Origin of the sequence: Microcoleus sp. LAD1_D3, from assembly GCF_036702135.1 — a bacterium.
Taxonomy (GTDB): domain Bacteria; phylum Cyanobacteriota; class Cyanobacteriia; order Cyanobacteriales; family Microcoleaceae; genus Microcoleus.
Genome location: NZ_JAUBSB010000013.1, coordinates 42397 through 64257, shown reverse-complemented (window position 1 = coordinate 64257; position 21861 = coordinate 42397). Strand labels below are relative to the sequence as shown.

General features: G+C 48.0%; 17 protein-coding genes. 8 read left to right on the top strand and 9 right to left on the bottom strand.

What is annotated here, in order from left to right:
• Positions 1-51 precede the first annotated feature (51 nt).
• The 3 genes from QUA74_RS10260 to QUA74_RS10250 all read left to right on the top strand — a co-directional run bounded on the left by QUA74_RS10260 (position 52) and on the right by QUA74_RS10250 (position 5752).
• On the top strand, positions 52-2862 hold the full coding sequence (locus tag QUA74_RS10260; RefSeq protein ID WP_333327679.1) for a TonB-dependent receptor domain-containing protein: 2811 nt from the start codon (positions 52-54) through the stop codon (positions 2860-2862).
• Positions 2863-3133: 271 nt separating this feature from the next.
• Positions 3134-4315 carry a PepSY-associated TM helix domain-containing protein gene (locus QUA74_RS10255; protein WP_333327677.1) on the top strand — a complete coding sequence of 394 codons (1182 nt, stop codon included), beginning with the start codon at positions 3134-3136 and terminating at the stop codon, positions 4313-4315.
• A gap of 90 nt (positions 4316-4405) precedes the next feature.
• A complete protein-coding gene (locus QUA74_RS10250; protein WP_333327674.1) occupies positions 4406-5752 on the top strand; it encodes an MFS transporter in 1347 nt (448 codons plus the stop codon).
• Here the strand turns inward: QUA74_RS10250 and QUA74_RS10245 are convergent.
• The 4 genes from QUA74_RS10245 to QUA74_RS10230 form a co-directional block, all read right to left on the bottom strand.
• Positions 5729-7834, bottom strand: a complete 2106-nt coding sequence (locus QUA74_RS10245; protein ID WP_333327671.1) for an acylase — start codon at positions 7832-7834, stop codon at positions 5729-5731. The two genes, QUA74_RS10250 and QUA74_RS10245, sit on opposite strands and share 24 nt — an antisense overlap.
• Before the next feature lie 373 nt (positions 7835-8207).
• The gene (locus tag QUA74_RS10240) at positions 8208-9293 is read right to left on the bottom strand and encodes a hypothetical protein (protein WP_333327668.1); all 1086 of its coding nucleotides are present in this window, start codon (positions 9291-9293) and stop codon (positions 8208-8210) included.
• A gap of 90 nt (positions 9294-9383) precedes the next feature.
• Positions 9384-10856, bottom strand: a complete 1473-nt coding sequence (locus tag QUA74_RS10235) for an energy transducer TonB (RefSeq protein ID WP_333327666.1) — start codon at positions 10854-10856, stop codon at positions 9384-9386.
• Positions 10857-11339: 483 nt separating this feature from the next.
• On the bottom strand, positions 11340-11507 hold the full coding sequence (locus QUA74_RS10230; RefSeq protein WP_333327664.1) for a hypothetical protein: 168 nt from the start codon (positions 11505-11507) through the stop codon (positions 11340-11342).
• Positions 11508-11626: 119 nt separating this feature from the next.
• Between QUA74_RS10230 and QUA74_RS10225 the strand changes: the two genes are divergently transcribed.
• Together QUA74_RS10225 and QUA74_RS10220 are read left to right on the top strand one after the other, a co-directional pair.
• The gene (locus QUA74_RS10225; RefSeq protein ID WP_333264027.1) at positions 11627-12286 is read left to right on the top strand and encodes a MotA/TolQ/ExbB proton channel family protein; all 660 of its coding nucleotides are present in this window, start codon (positions 11627-11629) and stop codon (positions 12284-12286) included.
• A complete protein-coding gene (locus QUA74_RS10220) occupies positions 12270-12671 on the top strand; it encodes a biopolymer transporter ExbD (RefSeq protein WP_333327662.1) in 402 nt (133 codons plus the stop codon). The genes QUA74_RS10225 and QUA74_RS10220 overlap by 17 nt, the downstream gene beginning before the upstream one ends.
• 413 nt (positions 12672-13084) lie before the next feature.
• Here the strand turns inward: QUA74_RS10220 and hemL are convergent, their stop codons facing one another.
• Positions 13085-14383 (bottom strand): glutamate-1-semialdehyde 2,1-aminomutase, encoded by a 1299-nt coding sequence (hemL, locus tag QUA74_RS10215; protein WP_333283359.1) that lies wholly within the window; start codon positions 14381-14383, stop codon positions 13085-13087.
• Between the two features lie 351 nt (positions 14384-14734).
• Between hemL and hisIE the strand changes: the two genes are divergently transcribed.
• On the top strand, positions 14735-15385 hold the full coding sequence (gene hisIE, locus QUA74_RS10210; RefSeq protein ID WP_333327659.1) for a bifunctional phosphoribosyl-AMP cyclohydrolase/phosphoribosyl-ATP diphosphatase HisIE: 651 nt from the start codon (positions 14735-14737) through the stop codon (positions 15383-15385).
• A gap of 174 nt (positions 15386-15559) precedes the next feature.
• Here the strand turns inward: hisIE and QUA74_RS10205 are convergent, their stop codons facing one another.
• Positions 15560-16819: an MFS transporter gene (locus tag QUA74_RS10205; RefSeq protein ID WP_333327656.1), complete on the bottom strand. Its 1260-nt coding sequence runs from the start codon at positions 16817-16819 to the stop codon at positions 15560-15562.
• Positions 16820-17139: 320 nt separating this feature from the next.
• On the opposite strand from QUA74_RS10205, the gene QUA74_RS10200 reads away from it, so the two are divergent.
• Positions 17140-17646, top strand: a complete 507-nt coding sequence (locus QUA74_RS10200; protein ID WP_333327654.1) for a hypothetical protein — start codon at positions 17140-17142, stop codon at positions 17644-17646.
• A gap of 454 nt (positions 17647-18100) precedes the next feature.
• Here the strand turns inward: QUA74_RS10200 and QUA74_RS10195 are convergent, their stop codons facing one another.
• From QUA74_RS10195 to upp, 3 genes are all read right to left on the bottom strand, one after another.
• The gene (locus tag QUA74_RS10195; protein ID WP_333327651.1) at positions 18101-18394 is read right to left on the bottom strand and encodes a TMEM165/GDT1 family protein; all 294 of its coding nucleotides are present in this window, start codon (positions 18392-18394) and stop codon (positions 18101-18103) included.
• A gap of 59 nt (positions 18395-18453) precedes the next feature.
• Complete coding sequence (locus QUA74_RS10190) at positions 18454-18921, bottom strand: TMEM165/GDT1 family protein (RefSeq protein WP_333327648.1); 468 nt, start codon at positions 18919-18921, stop codon at positions 18454-18456.
• A 218-nt stretch (positions 18922-19139) separates the two neighbouring features.
• Complete coding sequence (gene upp / locus QUA74_RS10185) at positions 19140-19790, bottom strand: uracil phosphoribosyltransferase (protein ID WP_333327645.1); 651 nt, start codon at positions 19788-19790, stop codon at positions 19140-19142.
• 462 nt (positions 19791-20252) lie between these two features.
• On the opposite strand from upp, the gene crtH reads away from it, so the two are divergent.
• Positions 20253-21797, top strand: a complete 1545-nt coding sequence (crtH, locus tag QUA74_RS10180) for a carotenoid isomerase (protein ID WP_333327642.1) — start codon at positions 20253-20255, stop codon at positions 21795-21797.
• The last annotated feature ends 64 nt before the right edge of the window (positions 21798-21861 follow it).

The following is a 21861-nucleotide window of genomic DNA, read 5'->3' as shown; positions in this document are numbered from 1 at the left end:
AGCAACGCAAACCACATATCCGAAGTTCCATTAATTGTTGATTCAAGAGTAATGAAGAGATCACAGAAATTACTAAGTAGCCTTGGGCTGGCAGGAGTCGTGTCGGCGTTAGTCGCTCAGCCGGTGTGCGCTTCCAACATCGCGCAGGTGACGGCAGTTCGCCTCAACCCCACGTCAGAAGGCATTGAAATCATCCTAGACACTGAAGATGGAAGGCCCCTGCAAGTCTTCAGCGCCAGCTTTGGCGAAACTTTACAAGTTGATGTCATCACCGCTCAACTGCGACTACCGGGGGGAAATGAGTTTCGTCAAGACAAGCCTGCTGCCGGAATTGCTTCTGTCATCGTTACTCCTTTAGATAACAACAGCATCCGAATCAAAGTGATTGGCGAGAGGGGTCAACCAGTGGCACGGGTGATTCCTAATGCTGCGGGTCTGATTCTCAGTTTAAAACCCACCTCGGAGATGACTGCTCGCCCGCCTGCACCGGCTCCTACAACACAGCGGCCGGGGACACCCGCAGCACCCTTCCCACAGACAGGGCAGCCGGTAGAGATACCCGCAGAACCCTTGCCACCGACAGCGCAGCCACCAGGAACACCCGGAGAACCTTTGCCACCGACAGCGCAGCCACCAGGAACACCCGGAGAACCCTTACCACCGACAGCGCAGCCACCAGGGACGCCCGGAGAACCCTTGCCGCCGACAGCGCAGCCACCAGGGACGCCCGGAGAACCCTTACCACCTACAGCGCAGCCACCAGGGACACCACAGGCGGGGAGAAACCCGATTGAAATCGTCGTCACTGCAACACGAACCGCAGAAAGAGTGACGAACGTGCCGCGCTCTATAACGGTGATAGACTCACAAGAAATTCAGCAGCAGGTAGGGCAATCGAGAAATGTCGGGGAAGCTCTGGCAAATCAGGTTCCCGGTTTCGCGCCCCCGACTCAAACTACTGCCACTTATGGACAAACTTTGCGGGGTCGCGACGTTTCGGTTCTGATTGACGGCGTGCCGCAAACGACCAATATTCAATCTTTTGGCAGAGAATTTAGAAACATCGACCCCAGCGCGATCGAACGCATTGAAGTAGTGCGGGGGTCTACCGCAATCTATGGCGCTCAGGCTACAGGTGGCGTGATTAATATCATTACTCGTCGGCCAACTGAGGAAAGGCTAACTGCTGTTACTGAAGTGGGCGTCAGTAGCGCTTTAACAAACACAGAAGATGCTCTAGGCTTTAACGCTCAGCAGACGATTTCTGGCCGATCGGGCAATTTCGATCTGACGGGCACTGTCTCGCTCTCTAGAAGTGGAGCTTTTTACGATGCCAAAGGCGATCGCATTCCCTTTTTTGAACTCGGCGGAGACAGCAGCACCCTCTTCAACGTGATGGGCAAAGTCGGGGTAGATTTGGATACCGAACAGCGGCTGCAACTAACTGTCAATCACTATCGGGAAACCCAAGATCCCAATGTGATTCCAGACCCTAGTGTTGACGACCAGGAAGGACGGCAAAAAGCCCGCGCCATCCGAACCGGGGAGTTGGATATTGACGGGGAAACACCGGGAAATAAAAGTACACAGCTCAACCTAAGTTACACCAACCAAAACCTTTTTGGCAGCAGCCTTCAAAGCCAAATCTACTATCGAACGAATTCCAATGTAGGTGTTCCTTCAGATTACCGCACGTCGGATTTCTTTGGGCCGTTTGTCGGTGTTGCTCGTTCGGGAGCCGAGAGCGAACAGATAGGAGGTAGACTGGCGATTACCACTCCTTTATCTCGTGCCGAAAATCTTCGATTAACTTGGGGTTCTGACTATATTACTGAAGATAGCAAACAGCGTTTCGACTTGTACGATCCGGAGAGATTTGACGCAAGTGGTGGCCGGGTTTACCGGAAAATCTCCGAGCGTCCTTTCGTTCCTCCTTACACTTACGACAGCCTTGGCTTTTTCGGTCAATTGGAATGGAATATTGACGATATCGTCATTTTAAGTGGCGGGATACGTCACGAACGCGTCGGGTTAAACGTCAATGATTATACCACTTTTAACGATCGCCAGATCGAAGGAGGCGATCGCAAATTTAACGCCACCCTATTTAATACAGGGGCTGTCTATAAAATTACTGACAACTTCAACATATTTGGCAACTTCTCTCAAGGTTTCTCAGTTCCAGATTTCGGCCGCATCCTCCGCCAACCCCCCGACAATTTTGTCGGAATTGAATCTTCGTTAGAAGTAACTCAACCGCAAAAAGTCAACAACTACGAAATTGGGATTCGAGGAGGGTGGCGATCCGTGCAAATGTCGCTTGCCGCTTTTTACAATACCTCCGATCTAGGAGTAAATTTTCAACCAGTTGGCAACACAGGTCGCCTGGAGCTCATCCGCGCCCCAGAACGCATTTACGGCTTAGAAGGGACTGTGGATTGGCAACCTGCACAAGCATGGTCGATCGGCGGTACTGCTACTTATATTCAAGGCGAATATGAGGAGGACAACCGTTACATCGCCCTCGATAGCAGCAGAATTCCACCGCTCAAGCTAACAGCTTATCTCCAAAACGAAACTTTGCCGGGATGGAACAATCGGTTACAGTTCTTATATTCTGGAAATCGCGATCAAGCCTTCAAAGACGGCTCGGATGGCGGCCCGATTAGCAGCTATCTCACAGTGGATTACATCAGCGCGGTTAAAATTGGCTCTGGGCTGCTACAAGTCAAAGTCGAGAATTTATTGAATAATCAATATTTTCCCGTGATCTCCCAATACTTAGCTGGATTTGGATCGGACAGCGCTAATTATGCAGGCAGAGGTTTGACTCTCAGTGTTAATTACCGCCTTAACTGGTAATTACAGCAGATTGCAGGGTTATGAGGTAGATTCAATATCCTCGTAGGGACACTCCAAGAACCCATTGGTGTCAATTTAAGCTGTTAGTCTGCCAGTCCTCGCGGCCACCCGCTAGTCCGCCAGTCCGCCAGGGGTTGAAACCCCTGTCTAATAGCTAAAGTCCTCTCAAGAGGACTAATGAGTTGAAAAGTGTTTTTCTCAGTCCTCATAGCGAGGACTTTAGCTTTGAGACAGGGAATGAATTCCCTGTCGGACTATCGGTTTTACCTTAATGAGAACAGTTAACGGCTTTGAGAAAAATTTCGAGATGAAGTTCCGCAAACTCGCATTCAAACTGCACTTGTATTTGGGGTTGGTAGTAGGAATATTTCTAGCAGTAATTGCTTTAACGGGTAGCTTGCTAATTTTCGGCCCCGAAATCGAGCGGTTTTTCAATCCCCAACTCCTGCAAGTTATTCCTCAAGCCGAACGGATACCGCTGGAAAATGTCCTGCAAATTGTCGAAAAATCTTATCCGCAAAATCAAGCTCTTAGTATCTTGCTGCCCCGAGAAACAAAGGATGTTTGCCAAGTTTCAATGCTGTCCAAGAGTGAGGAAATAGTTAGCGTTTATGTCAATCCTTACAGTGGAAAAATTACGGGTGGACGCCTTTGGAAAGAAACTTTTACAGGTTTTATCTTTACGTTACACGCGGAATTAGCGGGAGGAGAATTCGGTCATCTTGTTGTCGGTATTTGCGGTATAGTAATGCTAGGAATAACTTTTAGTGGCTTGGTATTGTGGACTGGTTGGCGAAATTTGGGTCGCGGATTTTCTATTAATTGGAAAGCTCACTGGCAGCGGACTGTATTTGATTTACATAACGTTTCTGGCATTGTATCGGTCGCTTTTCTCATACTCATCTCCGCTACAGGGACAGCGATAATTTTTTACGCGCCGGTTGAATCGGCTCTGTATTGGCTAACGAATGAAAAGCCACAGCCAGCATTGACTTCTCATCCCCACTCTAGCAGTTTGAGGCAAAACCTTGACGAGATATTAGACCAAGTTAATACCGTTTGGACAGAAGCTAAAACCACTTTTATTTCTCTGCCTTTGACGCCTGAAGCAACTTTTAAAGTACGGAAAAAATTCCCCAATGAGCCGCACCCAAACGGGATTAGCACCATTTATCTCGACCAATACAGTGGCGAAATATTGCAGGCTGACAGTGTAAAATCAGCTTCTATAGCAAATCGAATTCTCAACTCGCTTTATCCGCTACATATTGGCAGCTATGGGGGAATTTACTTGCGGCTGGTACACGCGATCGCAGGATTAGCAGCTATTGTACTGTTTATTACGGGTGTAATGATGTGGCGGCAGCGGCATTTGGCGAAATTTTACCGTAAGGAAGCGAGACAGCAATATGAAGAATTATCTCCACTTAGCCAGCAATGGCCTTGGTTTTAATGAGAGCGACGTGCGGTTTGATGCGGGTGTCATTCTCCTGCCTAAAAACCCCTATCCTCTGAATTTTAAATCCTATCAATCCCCTATTTCATGCAAAAATTTATTCAACTCTGGCTCGGACAAACTGCTTCGATGATTGGCAGCGCTATGTCCGCGTTTGCGCTGACTATTTGGATTTGGGAGTCCACCAGTCAAGCGACGGCTTTGGCTTTGTTGATGTTTTTTACTCAATTGCCGCGCATCTTGCTCGCTCCGGTTGCTGGCATTCTCGTCGATCGCTGTAATCGAAAATTTTTGATGGCGATCGGCGATGCGGTTTCAGCTCTGTTAACGCTCGCTATCCTATTACTTTATATCAGCCAAAACCTGCAACTATGGCATTTATATGTAGCGGGTGCGGTTAACGGAATTTTTGACCAAATTCAGCAGTTAGCTTACTCAGCAGCCATTGCCACCATGATGCCAGAAAAGCATTACAGCCGCGCTAGCAGTTTAAGCTTTTTGGCCAGTTACGGTGCGAATATTATTGCTCCGACGCTGGCGGGGATTCTCTATTCTGCGATTGGGCCCGGCGGGATTTTTACGATCGACCTGGCAACTTTTACAATCGCGATCGCCACGCTAGTATGTGTCAAAATACCCCAGCCCGCGATCGCGCCAGCGTTGCGGAGCAATATCGCCTCCAATCCCCAGCCGACTAGCCCCCACCTGTTGCAAGAACTCAGCTTCGGATTCCGCTACATCGTCGAGCGTCCCAGCCTGCTTGCCTTGCTGGTGTCCGTGTCGCTATTCTGGTTCGCTCACGACATCGGCGCGGCCCTCTACTCACCGATGATTCTGGCACGCACCGGCAACAATGCCAGAATCCTAGGTACTATCCTTTCAGCCGCCGGCGCCGGCGGCGTTTTAGGAGCATCGATCGTCACTATTTGGGGCGGGCCCAAACGCCGAATCCGGGGCTTTGTGTTCGGCATGGCAGGCGCGGGCTTGAGTAAAATAGTCTTTGCTTTCGGTCAGGCGCTTTCCATCTGGATTCCCGCTCAATTTTGTTCGTCTTTCAATTTCCCCATCCTCGGCAGTTCCAACGAGGCGATCTGGCTGGCGAAAGTCGCACCAGAGGTACAGGGGCGCGTTTTTGCTACCAGAGCAGTTATTGTGCAATTGGCGTCAGCGATCGGTTTATTGATCGCAGGGCCACTTGCCGATCGCGTCTTTGAACCCGCCATGCAACCGGGAGGCTTTTTAGCAGCTATTTTTGGCCCAATTATCGGGACAGGTGCCGGTGCTGGCATGGCTTTGTTGTACGCTATCTCCTCACTGGGCTTATTGCTCGTTGCAGTCGGTGGGTATGCTTCCCGACTGCTGCGCGATATCGAAAGCATTCAAATCGATCGCAGGACAATAGAGAACAATTCATCGGTTGAATTGAGGCGATAGTTTCTGGCGCGAACTCAGGTGAGCTTCAATTTCCGATCGCGATCGCCATACAGGGCGCAATTCCTTGCGAGCAAAGAGCTGCAACTGATCGCCTGCGTGGGGCGAACCAGGTTGAGTGGCGTTGCCGTAACTGTTTAGCGCCATTGCTTTCACCGGATTCGAGAACTCAATCGCAGCGACAAAAGAATCGCCCGCAACCGCTTGAAAGCGATTGTCTTTCCCAGGAGCGAACCATACTGAGCGAAATACACCCAAAGCACCGTCAGCTCCATTTGCAGGCAGATTCGCCTCCCCAGGCAATCGGAAGACTTCCCCCCATGCCACATCTAACGCGCCATAAGTTACCTCAACTTTGGTTGCTGTCGCTTCCAGCACCCGCACCGCCTCCGCAGGATTTGCCAACCCGTCGGGCGTAGTTAGCGGCGCATCTTCGCTCCAAGGTTTAGCGAATAACCGATCGGCATCCATCGCTTGTTTCCAAAAGGCAAACAGCACCGCCCCGCGACTGTCAGCATCGACTTTGCGATTCCAAGTGGCGAGAACTTCCGCAGCGCGACGCGCTTTTTCACTGCCTTGCCGTGCGACAGGAATTAAATCATCGAGGAGGCGATCGGCAAGTTCTACCTGAGTGGAATGTTTGTATTGCATCAATTCATCGAAAGAGATTTTTTCATCTTCTAAGAGCATTTTTGCCGATCGCTGCGATCGCAAATCCATCGGGCCGCGCGGTGCCATGTAGGCGGGATAATTATCCGGTGCGATCGCGCTGGGAAACGTCGTCGTCCAAGGAGGATCGTTGGTATTTTGCAACCAACCGCTGGGCGGATCGACAACGCGCGGCAAATCCGCATAGGGATGATTTTTGCTCCACAAAGTTTCTGATGTATTGCCTGCGATCGTGCCTGACCAGTATTTAAAATCTCCGTTTTTGCGTATGGGGACTTGACCGTTAAACAAGTGCATGATATGCCCCTCACGATCGGCATACATGACGGTAAACATGGGAATTTCTAAACGCTTTAAAGCAGCCTCAAATTCATTGAAATTCCTTGCCCGCGCCATATCCCACCACTGCTGAAGGGCTGCTGGTTTATCGAGTCCGACAACGCGCAGAGCGATCGCTTTGCCCTGTTTTTCTGTGACAATCGGCCCGTGAACAGAACGCCGCACTACTAGAGATTTCGATCGCAAATTCCCATTCTTTTCTTTGACTTTTAAAACCTTCTCTTCCCTGTCAAATTTTCGGACTTCGCCATCGAAGCGATAGCCATCGTTAGCGAGGGGCAATTCGTAGGCATCCCAGCCATCGTGAGTGTTGACAGTATGAGTCCATCCCAAGTTGTCATTAAAGGCGATCGTTAATACAGGAAATCCGACGAGAGTCGCTCCGTAAGCGTTAATTTCTGGGGCAATCAGTTGTGCTTCGTACCATAAATATAAATCCGACCAAGGAAGGTGAGGATTTGCCAATAGCATGGCATTGCCGCTTTCAGAACGGGAAGGAGCGATCGCCCAACCATTAGAGCCTTTGGGGGTAGCATTTTCAGCGATATCTTCAAGGCGCTCTGGATCGACTACAAAAGTAAAATTGATGACCCGTTGCGCGTGTGCCAATACATCTACCGGTTTGAGGGGCAATGCTACCTTTAATTCTTCGGTGAGCGCTTCTGGGTGTTCTTTTGCATAGGCATTCATTCCACCAATAAAAGCATCGAGATAGTTGCGAAAAATGGGATTTTGTGATTCATACCACGCATTGGCGCGATTAGGAATTCCCATAGTTTGCACCCAGCGATCGGATTCCAGATAATCTTCGCCCCAAAATTCGGCAGCTTGCCCGCGAGCTTGCGCGTAAAGACGCAAAATCAGATTACCGTGACTTTGCATCTGCGCCCACCCGAAAGCGTAGAAAAGGCTTTTACTATTTTCTCCGTAAATATGTGGAATTCCATAGGTATCCCAAAGAATTTGATTGCCAATTTCAGGCGAGGATTGAACCCCATTATTTAGAAGCAAAACTAAAATAAAACTCATTAATAAGGAGACAATCCACCGGCCTTGTTTTTTTAGTTGTATAAACACTGGAAATTAATTGGCTAGGTTTGGTTAAACTGAGACAGTGCAGCCTTTTCAACAAGCTGCATGAACAAAACGCGGAGGATTTAAACCCCTTTTATGGAGAACAAGGGAGAAATTTATACCAAATCCGTTGCCCAAAAACGTAAGGTATCTAGGTCTATCTGCGTCGATATGCAGTTAAAAAAAATAACTCTTTTTCGAGCAATCCAGAAAATCCGAAAAAAGACCCTGTGTAAATCGGATGTGAAATTAAAAGCCCTCCGCTACGCTCACCAACTTAAAAAGCGCTATAAAACCCCGGTGTTTCCGCTGTAAAGCGCATTAATGTCATTGGTGACGAGGGGGGTAAACAAGTAGGGAGAAATAGGTTATAAAGTTATTTTTGGAGCTGCCCCTGTTGCCAATTTCCCTCTACCTTCGTCCCATCTGCATATAGATAAGAACCTTGACCGTGTTTCTGGCCGTTGAGGAATTCACCTTGATAGCGATCGCCATTGGCGTAAATGCAGGTACCTTTGCCGTTGAACTGACCATCGCTAAATTCGCCTTCGCAGCGATCGCCATTCGCAAAAATGAAAACTCCTTTCCCGCTCATCTTACCCTTGACAAAAGTGCCTTTATAGCTATTTCCATTGGCGAACTCACGGACACCTTCACCACTAAATTCTCCATTGTCAAACGGCCCTTGATAACGTCCCCCTTCTTTAAAAGTAAACAACCCCTGACCTTGAAGGTTGCCCTTCACAAACTCTCCTTCATAGCGGTTGCCGTTCGGATATTCGCGAACCCCTTTACCGTGAAACTGCCCTTCACTAAATTGCCCCTCATAACGGCCTCCTTCGGCAAAGGTATAAATTCCCTGCCCGTGAGGTAGATTATTCAGCAACTCTCCTTCGTAGCGGTTCTTATTAGCATATTGACAGACGCCTTTGCCGTTAACTTTTCCTTCTTTAATATCTCCTTCGCATCGAGTGCCATTACTGAACGTAAAAGCCCCTCGGCCGCTGGGGGAACTATTTGTAAAAGAGCCTTCGTAACGAATGCCGTTAGTTGAGGTAAAAGTGCCTGTACCGTCGAACTCACCGTTTTTAAAAGTACCTTCGTAGCGGTTGCCGTTAGCAAATTCCCGGACACCTTGACCGTTGAATTCACCCAAAGCAAATTCTCCTTGGTATTTACCTTCTTCTTTAAAGGTATAGATGCCTTGGCCGTGAGGTTGGCCGTTGAGAAAAGAGCCTTCGTAGCGATCGCCGTTGGCATATTGACAGATGCCTGGGCCGCTGAGTTTTCCCTCACTCAATTCTCCCTCGCAACGTCCGCCATCGGGTAAAGTAATTACTCCTGCCATTGCGCTGTGAGGGTTGGCAAACAACAAAGCCATTCCCAAGTTGGAACCAAGTAAGAGAGCGAGTCCCACTCGCTGAAGTTTACTTAATATTGCTGACGACATTCCCAAATTCATAATTCACAAAAAATTCAACTTTTAACTTTGCTATTCCTTGGACGGTGCTATAGAATTCCCAGCCAAATTGCTAGAGTCTCAAAAAAATCCCTAGTCATTGAGCTGGAAGGTAATGGATGCTGTTTTTCCTTGAATGCCACTCTCTGATGTGGCAAATTTCCATTTTTCTACTGTTTTAATCGCTGCGCTATCGAAGTCGTCGTGCTTGCTCGAAGTCAAGATCGTGATGTTGAATGCCTTACCGTTGGGGTCAACGTCAAACATGACTTCCACTCGGCCTTGCCGCCCTTCTTTTCTGGCTGCGCTCGGATATTCAGGTTTACCGCAGCTAATGCAAGTGCCGGGAGGCGGGCCGGAAGGGCGCGAAGGACTCCCCCCTCTTCCTGGATTTGTCGGTTTTGGCACTGGCCCCGAACCGCTACCAAATGGCCCTGACGAACCCCCGCCACCATTTCCACCTCCACCGGGTGATGAGTTCGACGCACTTCCGACTGGGCTTCCGCCTCCCGGGCCTCCACTTCCAGGGCTACCAGAGGAGGCGAGGTTTCCTAAACCTCCGCTCCCATTTCCCGAATTTCCGCCACCTCCTGGCCTGGTGGCCGTGACTGGCGAGCCCGCCGCAGGCGATCGGGCCGATCGCCCCGAACCAGCCGCAAATGGCTCATCAGAAGGTATGTCGCCATTTTCGCTGGCACCGGATGGTGAGTTCGACGCACTTCCTCCGGGGCTATCAGAGGAGGAGGGGTTTGTGAGATCCCCGATCGCGTTTCCAGCATTGCTACCGCCTCCTGGCCTAGTAGCTGTGACTGGCGAGCCAGCCGCGGGCGATCGTTGTATGGGCCCGGAAGAAGGATTTAATGGCTCTGAGGAAGGCTCCCCGCTACCCGCCGAAGCAGATGACGAGAGCGGGTTATTTTTTTCAGGGCTGTCTGAGGAGTTGGGATTTCCAGCATCTTTTGTAAAGTCTGGGAGACTCGCAGCACCCTTGGGGCGGGAGTCGCTAACGGGTGGTTCGCTTTTTGGAGGATCGGGCGAGGGGTTTTCGGGTTCCTTGGCGATCGGGGCTTTAGGAGTTTCTGGGGAATTGAAATCCTGTTGAGGTGGGGGGGAAGGCTCGATCGGAGTTGGTGGCGAAGTTTCCGTTAATGGCAGCTCTTTCTTAATCTCTGGTGGTGGCGTTACCGCTACCGGGGGCTCCTCTGGAATCGGTGGTGGCGTTACCGCTACCGGGGGCTCCTCTGGAATCGGCGGTGGAGTTACCGCTACCGGCTGCTCCTCTGGGGGAGTTGGCTCTGGTGGCGGTTCTGGTTTGAACGTCTCAGGTGGGGGAGATACCTTTTCTGGAATAACCGACTCTGGCTGGGTTTCCTCTACTGTGGGCTCATCAAGCACAACAATTTCAATTGCATCCTCTTCAAATTCAGCAGGTTTGACCAACTTGAGGCTCAACGGCAGCGCGACACCGTGCAGTAAGGTTGAGGCTAACAGACTGATCGCCAGAACTTTTTTGAGAGCTTCTTCTTGTTGTTGTCTTTGCGTCGCCGAAACATTTGAAAAACTCATGCCTTATCAATCTCCTTTATGGATGACAACATCCTCGCTGGCTCCCCGACATAACCCGAAACAAGCTACCAACAGCCTGTTGAGCTTGCTATCAATGATGAACCTACCCATCCTATAAGAACACTGTCACCCTGTTCAAGACTCTTGCAATTAATTTTCATTATTTAATTTTGAGATAGCCACTAGACGCTACCAATCAGCATTTCCTTTGGGGGCGTCTACGTCGCTCTCCTGGGTGCCGTCAATGTTCGGATTCTGGCAGGGCAAGGTTCAAAAATGCCTTAACTGCAATACTCTAGCCCGTAATATACCAACAAATTTCCACATTCTCAAGCTTTTCATAAAATTTTTTTAATAAGTAAACTTAATTTTATTTTTTTATTTAATAGGTAATTTTTATTTAACAAGATGGATCAGGACTTGACAAACCCTGAATTTTGTGGAAACCTAGTTGAGAATCTTTAAAATTATTGAAGATTATTGTCAAGTCCTAACGCAAATCTTTAGCAAAGAAGCACTGGCAGAACAATCTGTCGCGATCTCGGTCGGGATCACAGTAGGAGCATTTTGGGTACAGACGAAGATAGTCACATACAGGTAGTGCGTTTGTGCGATCGCGATCGCGATCGCGATCGCGCTTGAGTGAAACAATTCGCTGCCTGAATCACTTGTGCCGACTTGACGCAGAAACTCTACCAGCCTTCGATCGGGCTAATTGCACCATTAGGCAGCTTGCGATCATTCAACAGAGCTAGCGAGAGTACAAATCAATGGATGCTTTCATTTACATTTTTCGCGCCGCAGGCATTGTTGCTTGGCCGCTATTGGCCTCCTCAATCGCAGCAGTCGCGCTGATCATAGAGCGTCTTGCCTTTTGGTTTAGGGTAAATCGGCGGCAGCGGCGAGTTGTGCGGGAAGTGCTACAGCTTTACAGTCAAAACCCCGATTCCGCCATCAAAAAGTTACAAGTAAACAGCGATTTGCCCCTAGCCCGGATTTTTTTAGAAGCTTTAGAATTAGACTCCCCCAACATCGAAGAATTTCGTTTGGCCTTAGAGAGTGGCGCTCAGGCAGAAATCCCCATCCTGAAGCGATTCAATACAATATTTGACACCATTATCAGCCTTTCCCCACTATTTGGGTTGCTCGGAACAGTTTTGGGGTTAATTACTACCTTTAGTTCTCTCAAACTGGGGAATGCCACGGGCACCAATGCCGCAGGCGTTACTTCTGGGATTAGCGAAGCCCTCGTTTCTACGGCAATAGGGTTAGTTGTGGCAATCTTTACACTCTTATTTGCCAATATGTTTCGCGGGTTTTACTTACAGCAGATTGCTTTTATTCAGGAAGCCGGAGGCCAACTAGAGTTATTGTACCGTCACCGCTACGAAAAACTACCAAGAGAATCTAATTATGCGCCTACCCGATGAACCTGATAGTATTCCCCAGATTAACATCGTGCCAATGATTGATGTGGTCTTCGCCATATTAACGTTTTTAATTGTTTCCTCTCTGTCTTTATCCAAATCCGAGGGTCTACCCGTAAACTTACCGAAAGCATCAACCTCTCAAGTTCAGGACTCGCCTGCTAAAATTACCGTTACGCTTGATGATCAGGGAAAATTAATGGTTGATAAAAAGTTAGTCAACTTAGACGAGATTGAGGGTACAGTGCGACAGGTAATGGGGTCAAATCCGAACTCATTAATTGTGCTGAATGCGGATAAAAGCGTCAATCACGGAAATGTGGTGGAAGTTATGGATAGATTACGCCGAATTAAGGGAGCTAAGTTAGGGATTGCTACCACAAAGTAGAAATATCCTATAATTACTAATTTGTAATTCCCTCACACCATTAAGCTGAAATTACCCCGTGCAGATTTACTAAAAAAGCCTGTAATCCTTATTAAAAGCGACTCCTGAATAGTCTGTATGATTCAGGACTTTACTTGATATTGTTTCTGCTGGGATGGGAATGATCGAGGCTCGGTCAATAATTCCCTATTCCCCCACTCCCCATCATGTATAAGTGCAACCGGAATTGATATGACTCGTCGCCAAATCGGATAGAAACTAGGTTTCTCGCCCGCTGGATCAGCCCTGATCAAGAGGTTTTCAACCCCCGGATTGGGTAGCAGTTAAAAATTAAAGTCCTTACTGCCAAAAAACAGCAAGGACTTTAATTATTTAATCCTGAGTTTTAAGGACGAACATCCTTACTACACACGTTAAATACTTGCCATCACTTCACGCGCTGCCGCCAAAGTTCGATCGATATCTTCGTCAGTATGAGCCAAAGAAGTAAATCCCGCCTCAAACTGCGAAGGAGCAAGATAAATTCCGTGCTCCAACATTCCCCGGTGAAAGCGGCTGAACTTCGTCAAATCCGACTTCTTCGCATCCTCGTAATTGTGAACCGGGCCAGCCGCAAAAAACAAGCCAAACATCCCGCTAATTTGCCCGCCCCAAACCGCGTGTCCGGCTTCCTTAGCAATTTTTAGCAATCCGTCAGACAGTTTTTTGGTAATCTTATCCAACTGTTCGTAAGTGCCGGGTTTTTGCAGCAATTCCAAAGTCTTAATCCCAGCAGTCATCGCCAAAGGATTTCCCGAAAGCGTACCCGCTTGATACATCGGCCCCGCAGGAGCCACCATCCCCATAATATCCCGCCTTCCCCCGTAAGCTCCCACCGGCAAACCGCCACCGATAACTTTACCCAAGGTAGTCAAATCCGGGGTAACGCCGAATCTTTCCTGAGCTCCGCCGTAGGCGATGCGGAAACCGGTCATTACTTCATCAAAAACTAACAAAGCACCGTTATCTTTAGTAATTTCCCGCAAACCTTCGAGAAAACCTGCATCCGGGGTAATAAAACCGGCATTCCCCACCACTGGTTCGAGAATTACGCCTGCTATCTCGCCGGGATTTTCGGCAAATAAAGCTTTGACTGCTTCTAAGTCATTGTAGGGAGCGTTGAGGGTATTGGCGGTAACGGATTTCGGGACGCCTGGGGAGTCGGGAAGGCCCAGAGTTGCCACGCCGGAACCGGCTTTTACCAAGAACATATCGGCGTGCCCGTGATAGCAGCCTTCAAATTTAATCAGTTTATCGCGTCCGGTGAAAGCTCGCATCAGCCGCAAAACGGCCATACAGGCTTCGGTGCCGGAGTTGACAAATCGCACCATTTCAATGCTGGGAACGGCATCGATGACCATTTCGGCGAGTACGTTTTCCAACAGCGATGGTGCGCCGAAACTCGTACCTTTTTCTAAAGATTCGTGCAGGGCTTTGATGACTTCCGGGTGGGCGTGGCCACAGATAGCCGGGCCCCAAGTGCCTACATAGTCAATGTATTGGTTTTCGTCAACATCCCAAATGTAGGCTCCTTTTACCCTGTCAAAGACGATGGGCTGTCCGCCTACGGATTTGAAGGCGCGCACGGGGGAACTGACGCCACCTGGCATCAACTTCTGGGCTGCAGCGAAAATTTCTTCTGATTTGGTCGTTTTCAAGGTTGTGGAAACCAATGTTTTCTCCTTAGTGAAGGTCTGTTGTTGGTAGAATAATTTTATAGCCAGTTCAACATAAAGGTTAGGTCGATTCAAGGAAACTATTCTAGTAGATTTTAGGGTATCAACCAATGAGTAGCAATACTAGCTTAGGTTTTTTAAGCTTTGTCGCACTAGCACCGTGAAGCGAAGCTATCCCGTAGGGAATCGCCCTAAGATGTAATTTTTTGTAAAATAGTTCTTGACAATTTAGCCATCACTTGCTCAATCTTCTCTCTTCCTCTGCCTCCTCTGCGTTCTCTGCGGTTAATAAAAAAACAATCTCCGACAGGAAAGCGTTAATCTATATTACAAAGTTGAAATAAAATTATGTCTACTACTGATTTATCGAGTTTGAGCCGATCGATCCCAATTGAAAAGATTCGTTACGACGATCGCGGTTTAGTGCCTGCGATCGTCCAAGATTATTTGGACGGTACGGTGTTAATGATGGCCTGGATGAATCGGGAGTCGCTGCAAAAAACGCTCTCTACCGGGCAAACTTGGTTCTGGAGTCGATCGCGCGCTGAATTGTGGCCCAAAGGGGCGACTTCGGGACACATTCAAAATGTCAAAGGGCTGCGTTACGACTGCGATAGTGATGCTTTGCTGGTAACAGTCGAACAAGTCGGAGATATTGCTTGTCACACAGGAGAAAGAAGTTGTTTTCACCAAGTTGATGGGGAAATTTCACCGCCGCCAGGGGATATGTTATCTCAATTATTTGCGGTAATTTGCGATCGCCGCGACCATCCTAACGAAAGTTCTTATACTTGCAAGTTGTTCGAGGGCGGCGACAACAAGATTCTCAAAAAGATTGGCGAAGAGTCGGCGGAAGTTGTGATGGCTTGCAAAGATGACGACAAAGAGGGGATTGCTGGGGAAGTTGCGGATTTATTTTATCACGCTTTGGTTGCTTTGGCTCACCATCAAGTTGATTTAAGAGAAGTTTACCGCAAATTGGGCGATCGACGAAAATAAATTAGTTAGTTGACGGTTAACTGTTGACTGTTGACTGTTAATGCTAACAACTACAGTCTTGGACGCACGCAGGGTCACCAACCCGGTTTCTCCGAAAAATCGTGGTATCGAACCGAGAGATATTGACGCAGAAACCGGGTTTTTTGGTCTTAGTCCTAAACGAACAACTGAATATTAGATTCTACTTTTCAACATTCGATCGAGCTTTTGTAAAATAAAAATAGCCACGCCAACACTCAAAGCCAAACCCAACCAAAAATTATCCGCCGCCCATTTACCTCTATCCAAAGCCAAACCGCCCAGCGGCGGCCCGATTAAATAGCCGATCGCCCAACACTGAGAATTAACTGCTAAATACACGCCGCGCAAAGACTCTGGCGCTAAATCCACCACCAAAGCCGAAGCAAAAGGCGTATAAGCAACAGTCGCAACCGACAAAAAGCTTAAGCCTAAAACAGCTAAAAATAGATTGCCAGTGGCAGCCATTCCCGTCCAGCCGATCGCAATAAATCCCATTCCCCACAGCAGCGCCGAAATCATCAAAGCTTTCGGGTGGGAAAACCGCCTCAAAGCTTTAACAACCGGCAGTTGCAAAGCCACAGTTAAAAACGTGCTAAAAGCAAACAAAACGGTAATTGTACCTGTTGAAAAGCCTTTTCCCGATGTTCCCACCGCGACAAACTTGCTAAAGTACAGCGGCATTGTGGTTTGGATTTGGGAAATATATAATGTGAACAGAGTATTTACTAAAGCATAAACTAGAAGACTTCGATTGCTCAGCGCCACCATCCAGCCATTTTTCCCACCTTTTTTGCCTCTATCCGCTGAATTAGCTGGTTTGTAGGTTTCGGCGATCGCGATCGCAACTACTGCAAACAGCACTAAAAACGAGATACCATCAATAATAAAGAGCGATCGATAATTCCCCGTTACAGCAATCAACAAACCGCCCAAAATAATCCCAACTTGCAAACCCAAATTATCAGCAAGCCGCGTCAAAGCAAAAGCCTCCTGTCGCTGTTCGCCCTCAGTTAAATCCGCCACCATCGTCTCGGTTGGAGGCCAATACAAACCCACGCCAAAACCCATCAGTAAATTGCCCGCAATTAAGCCGGGAAAATCATTAGTCCCCGCCAGTATAAAAGAAGCGGCAGCCGAAATAATTGTCGCCAGCAATAAAGTTCGCCGTCTTCCCCAAAATTTGGAATCGCAAAAAGAACCGCCCAAAATTCTGCCGAATATTCCTGAAACCGAACCGCTACCCAAACCAATCCCAACAGCAGTAGCAGATAAACCGACGCGATCGACAAAAAATATCGGCGCGTAAAATAAAGTAAAACCGGTGCCGCTTTGGGAAAGGAATCTGCCTGCAGCAAGAATCCAGACTTGAGGGGGGAGACGGGGCAACCAAGAGGATAATTGAAATTTAGGCATATACAGTTAAATTAGGAGTTATTTCTGGACGCAGAAACCTGGTTTTTTATAAAAAATACGTTACGGTGTTTAATCAGGGTCAAAAACAGATGCCTTTGGTCGCAGTGCATAAGTCCTGTGAGTAATTATTAATTTATTCCGTACTTTTTCCGAATTAGTATTAGTTAGCCGAGGTGATGACAAACATAAGTGAGCTTAATAATTCTTCAGGGTCTGTTACACAAAAGTTACCATTAATTTAAAAATACTTAACACGATTTGAGAAAAAAGTTAGTTAAACTCTAGAAAAGGCAGAAGAAAATTTTAGAGGGTCTAATTATATGACAGCTATTACAACATCAAGAGTGGAATCAATCAAACCGCGCTGGCAAGCAATTGTCATGGTGGCCCTAATTTTCTGGCTCAGCGGTAGCCTGATTTTGGATCTAGTAATTATGCCCAGTCTCTACGTATCTGGCATGATGACATCTCCCGAGTTTGCAACGGCCGGGAATTTAATGTTCTGGGGATTCAACCGCGTTGAGTTAATCTGTTCGGGCTTGGTGGCAACGGGTTTGATGGTTTTGAGCAATTTAGTCGGTGACTTCGGCAAGCGCAGCCGCACAGCAATCTTATTATCATTGGTACTTCTGGCGATCGCCCTGATTGACACCTACGCCCTGACACCACAAATGAGCGCCCTAGGAATCCAGCTAAATCTGTTCGCTGACGCAGCAGAAGTGCCCACCGGGATGAATCTACTGCACCAAGGCTATTTTGGATTGGAAGCGCTGAAGTTGGCTGTCGCCGGTACGCTGCTGGGCTGGTGCTACCAAAACCAAGTTTAATCGACAGAATGCTCAGATGTTGAGTGGAGAAAAAAGACTCAACCTCCAGCGGGGGGCGTGAATTCACGCCCCCCGCTAATTTTTTAAATTTTAACGCGCGCGATCGAAAACGAGGCTTGAATTGCAGCCATTCTGTATTCATCGGCGTTAATCTGTGTTTATCTGCCCTCATCTGCGGTTAAAAAAAGAGAATGTATTAACTAACCGCAGATGACAATGGATTGACCCTGATTCACGCAGATGAAGAGAATAGAGAGATGAACAATCTCCGATGCTAACAGATTTGATATAACTATATTTTCAAGTTTCCTGACCAGCCCAAAAACGGATACAAGCCCCCAAATCCTGTGGTTGAGAAATCAAAATTTTAGACTCTTGTTCAAACTCCCAGATTCATCTGTGGAGTAAATCTAAAATCTAAAATCTAAAATCTAAAATCGACTGACGCCACGCCCTACTCGGATGCTTCCGGTAAATCTGCTTTCGGCCACAGCAAGCGCAAGCCCATCACCGCAAATCCGATCGCTGCGAGCCCCTTTACCAGTCGTTCCGGCAACACCTCTGCCGTGCTGAAGCCAATGCCCACGCCGATTAAACTCGCCAGCAGCAGCGCCGACGCGGTGCCGAAAAATACAGCCCGCGGCGAGTTACAACTACTGCCCAAGGCTATCACAGCTAATTGACTTTTGTCTCCCAATTCTGACAAAAACACTGTAATAAAACTGATTCCCAAAAGTTGCCAGTCCATGTTTTTTTAGTTCTTAATTAGCTATTGTAGAAATCTACGACTTACCGACAGGCAGACAATTAACCCAGCACTTCCCACAGCAGAACCGCCGAAATCGCGAGTAAAATCCCTCCGGCTGCTCTCTCCAAAGTTCTCGGAGCAATCCGACTAGCCAGCCACCTTCCCAACAAAACTCCCAGCAAACTGGTTGCTATCAAAGCCGAACCCGCACCGGCAAACACAATCCAAGGATTCCGAGATTCAGCCGTCATCAGCAAAATCGCGAGCTGAGTTTTGTCTCCTATTTCAGCTAAAAAAATAGTTGCAAAAGTCGAAGCAAAAATTGCCCAGTGTTTCGACTTCAGTTTCTTTTGTTCCTGACAAATATCGGGATTTACAGTCACTGAGAGTTCAGCGGGCTCCGGGGTTAAAGCAGCACAAATATCAGTAACCTCTTTTATTTGTAGTTGTACCTGTTGTGGCAAATCATAATGGGGGTTTACTGAGTCAGAAGCAGACAAGCTTGGCGGAACAGAATCAAGTTTCACGGGCAATGAGTGCTAAAAGCTATTTATTTTTGACTTGTACTTTTGATTCTAACTCTCTCGGTGCCTGCTTTTACCAAACCAGGGTCATCTTTTTCGCAGAAGATTTCAGTAACTGATTCGTCAAACAACTTACCGCACCCAAAAAGGGATACAAGCCCCCACATTTATCTGTCGAGTCAATCTAAGATCTACAATCTAAAATTGACTGACTCGCTGGTTCATGTGCCGTAAGTTCGATCGCCCGCATCTCCCAAACCAGGTACAATAAAGCCCTGTTCGTTGACTATTTCGTCGATCGTTGCCGTGTAAATAATCAAACTCGGGTACTCTGCACTCAGCCTCTTCAAAGCCGGAGGAGCAGCCACCACAGAGATGATCCGAATCAAGTTTGGGTCAATTCCCCGTGCCGTCAATTCCTGCATAGTCGCTATAATCGTCCCGCCAGTCGCCAGCATCGGCTCGCTAATTATCACCCGCGTTTGGGGGTTAAACTGCGCCGGCAACTTGTTCAAATAACAAGTCGGTTCCAGCGTCTCCTCATTTCTTGCCATGCCCAGGTGGTAAACCGAAGCCAGCGGCACAACCGTCTGAATTCCTTCCAGCAGTGACAAACCCGCCCGCAAAATCGGTACCACAACTAACGGAGCTTCCGGGTTGATAAAAGTCGCCGGACATTCTGCCAAAGGCGTCTGCACCGTTGTTTCCACTGTCGGCAGCCATTCTCGAATCGCCTCGTAAGCCAGCCACCTTCCCAATTCTGTCATCGCAGAACGAAAAAGTACCGAGGGGGTGGCGGCGTCGCGGGCAACAGCCAGCCAGTGTTTAATTAACGGATGCGGAGGAACGTAAACGCGCAGTTGCAGGGACATTAGGAAATTGGGGAGATTGCTAGGTTTGAGGATTTTATGCGGTGCGATCGATCCTCTTCGAGGGCTTCGCCAACGGGCGATCAATCGCTCTGTGCAACTTATCACATCCTTGAGGGCGCATACAAGCCAGAGATTGAGTTAGAACCCATTCGCCGATCGACCTCCATCAGCTTATTGAAATATTTTTCCAATAGTATTGACATTAATTAGCAACAAGGCTATAGTAATTTTTAGTGTTCTCCTCTCAAAGGATCGGCAGACGGGGGCAGTCGGCAATGGTAGACTGTTCCCGCATTTTTTTTTGGAAAGCAGGGGCATCGGGCATTGGATATTGGGCATTGGGCATTGCCGAACTTCGGTCTCCCTGACATCCGTTACATCCGCTACATAATCCGTTGCCGAACTTCTTGCTTCGGGAGCGATCGACTGTAATATTATAAAAATATTAAGATTTTTAACCTAATGTCAGCTCCTACCCAATCCCAATTATTTTCTCCCAACTCCCGCCCTACACAGCAAGAGTTTGATGTGATTGTCATCGGTTCCGGCATTGGCGGACTCGTGACTGCAACCCAGCTAGCCGCTAAGAAAGCCAAAGTTTTAGTGCTCGAAAGCTATACAATTCCGGGAGGTAGCGCTGGATATTTCGATCGAGAAGGCTACAGATTTGATGTCGGCGCCTCGATGATTTTTGGCTTCGGACAGCGTGGCACCACCAACCTCCTCACCCGCGCCCTGAAAGCAGTCAACGTCACCTTAGAAACTATTCCCGACCCCGTACAGCTTCACTATCACTTACCCAGCGGCTTGGAACTTGAAGTTCCCCAGGCTTATGACAAATACTTGCAAGAATTAACAGACAGGTTCCCTCACGAACGCGAAGGAATCCACAAATTTTACGGCGAATGCTGGAACGTCTTTAACTGCCTCAACGGCATGGAATTGCTATCCCTCGAAGAACCCGGATATCTCGTCCGAGTCTTTTTTCAGAATCCTTTAGCCTGTTTGGGATTAGTAAAATATCTGCCTCAAAATACTGGCGACATTGCGCGGCGCTACATAAAAGACCCTACTTTGCTGAAATTTATCGACATGGAATGCTACTACTGGTCTGTAGTACCCGCAGACTTGACGCCGATGATTAATGCCGGAATGGTATTTTCGGATAGACATTACGGTGGCATAAATTACCCCAAAGGCGGAGTCGGTCAAATTGCCCAAAAATTAGTCGAAGGATTAGAAAAATGCGGCGGGAAAATTCAATACAAAGCTAAGGCGAAAAAAATTATTACAGAAAAGGGTCGCGCTGTCGGAGTCGAGCTAGCAACCGGCGAAGTTTACCGGGCTAAGCGGATAGTTTCTAACGCCACGCGGTGGGATACTTTTGAGAAATTGCTGCCCGCAGAAGAGATGCCAGCTAGCGAGAAGAAATGGCAGCAGCGCTATCAAAAAGCCCCGAGTTTCTTGAGTTTGCATTTGGGAGTGGAAGCAAGCGTAATCCCTGCGGGTAGTGCCTGCCACCACATTTTGTTAGAAGATTGGGACAAAATGGAAGCGGCTGAGGGAACAGTTTTGGTGTCAATTCCGACCGTACTCGACCCGGATTTAGCTCCCGCAGGATATCACATCGTTCACGCTTTTACTTCGAGTTGGATGGAAGAGTGGGAAGGACTTTCGCAGCAGGAATATGAGGAGAAAAAGGAAGAGGCCGCAGGGAGAATTATTGAAAGATTAGAAAAGATTTTTCCCGGTTTAGACGCCGGTTTGGATTATATGGAAGTTGGGACAGCGCGTTCTCACCGTCGCTTTTTGGGGCGCGAAGACGGAACTTATGGGCCGATTCCGCGACAGAAGTTAATGGGTTTGCTGGGAATGCCATTTAATCGAACTTCTATGCCTGGTTTGTATTGTGTGGGTGACAGTACGTTTCCCGGACAGGGTTTAAATGCGGTGGCGTTTTCTGGGTTTGCTTGCGCGCACCGAATTGCGGTTGATTTGGGTTTTTAGTGGTAATGGTAGGGTGCGTCAGATTGTTCGCTTGAAATACGACATAAAATGTGAGGCTCCGGGG

What these genes read in the sequence shown, in the direction of transcription:
- QUA74_RS10260 (WP_333327679.1), top strand. Translation starts at nt 52, where the DNA reads ATGAAGAGATCACAGAAATTACTAAGTAGCCTTGGGCTGGCAGGAGTC.
- QUA74_RS10240 (WP_333327668.1), bottom strand. Translation starts at nt 9,293, where the DNA reads ATGAATTTGGGAATGTCGTCAGCAATATTAAGTAAACTTCAGCGAGTG.
- QUA74_RS10255 (WP_333327677.1), top strand. Translation starts at nt 3,134, where the DNA reads ATGAGAACAGTTAACGGCTTTGAGAAAAATTTCGAGATGAAGTTCCGC.
- QUA74_RS10235 (WP_333327666.1), bottom strand. Translation starts at nt 10,856, where the DNA reads ATGAGTTTTTCAAATGTTTCGGCGACGCAAAGACAACAACAAGAAGAA.
- crtH (WP_333327642.1), top strand. Translation starts at nt 20,253, where the DNA reads ATGTCAGCTCCTACCCAATCCCAATTATTTTCTCCCAACTCCCGCCCT.
- QUA74_RS10195 (WP_333327651.1), bottom strand. Translation starts at nt 18,394, where the DNA reads ATGGACTGGCAACTTTTGGGAATCAGTTTTATTACAGTGTTTTTGTCA.
- QUA74_RS10220 (WP_333327662.1), top strand. Translation starts at nt 12,270, where the DNA reads ATGCGCCTACCCGATGAACCTGATAGTATTCCCCAGATTAACATCGTG.
- QUA74_RS10205 (WP_333327656.1), bottom strand. Translation starts at nt 16,819, where the DNA reads ATGCCTAAATTTCAATTATCCTCTTGGTTGCCCCGTCTCCCCCCTCAA.
- QUA74_RS10200 (WP_333327654.1), top strand. Translation starts at nt 17,140, where the DNA reads ATGACAGCTATTACAACATCAAGAGTGGAATCAATCAAACCGCGCTGG.
- QUA74_RS10250 (WP_333327674.1), top strand. Translation starts at nt 4,406, where the DNA reads ATGCAAAAATTTATTCAACTCTGGCTCGGACAAACTGCTTCGATGATT.
- QUA74_RS10225 (WP_333264027.1), top strand. Translation starts at nt 11,627, where the DNA reads ATGGATGCTTTCATTTACATTTTTCGCGCCGCAGGCATTGTTGCTTGG.
- upp (WP_333327645.1), bottom strand. Translation starts at nt 19,790, where the DNA reads ATGTCCCTGCAACTGCGCGTTTACGTTCCTCCGCATCCGTTAATTAAA.
- hisIE (WP_333327659.1), top strand. Translation starts at nt 14,735, where the DNA reads ATGTCTACTACTGATTTATCGAGTTTGAGCCGATCGATCCCAATTGAA.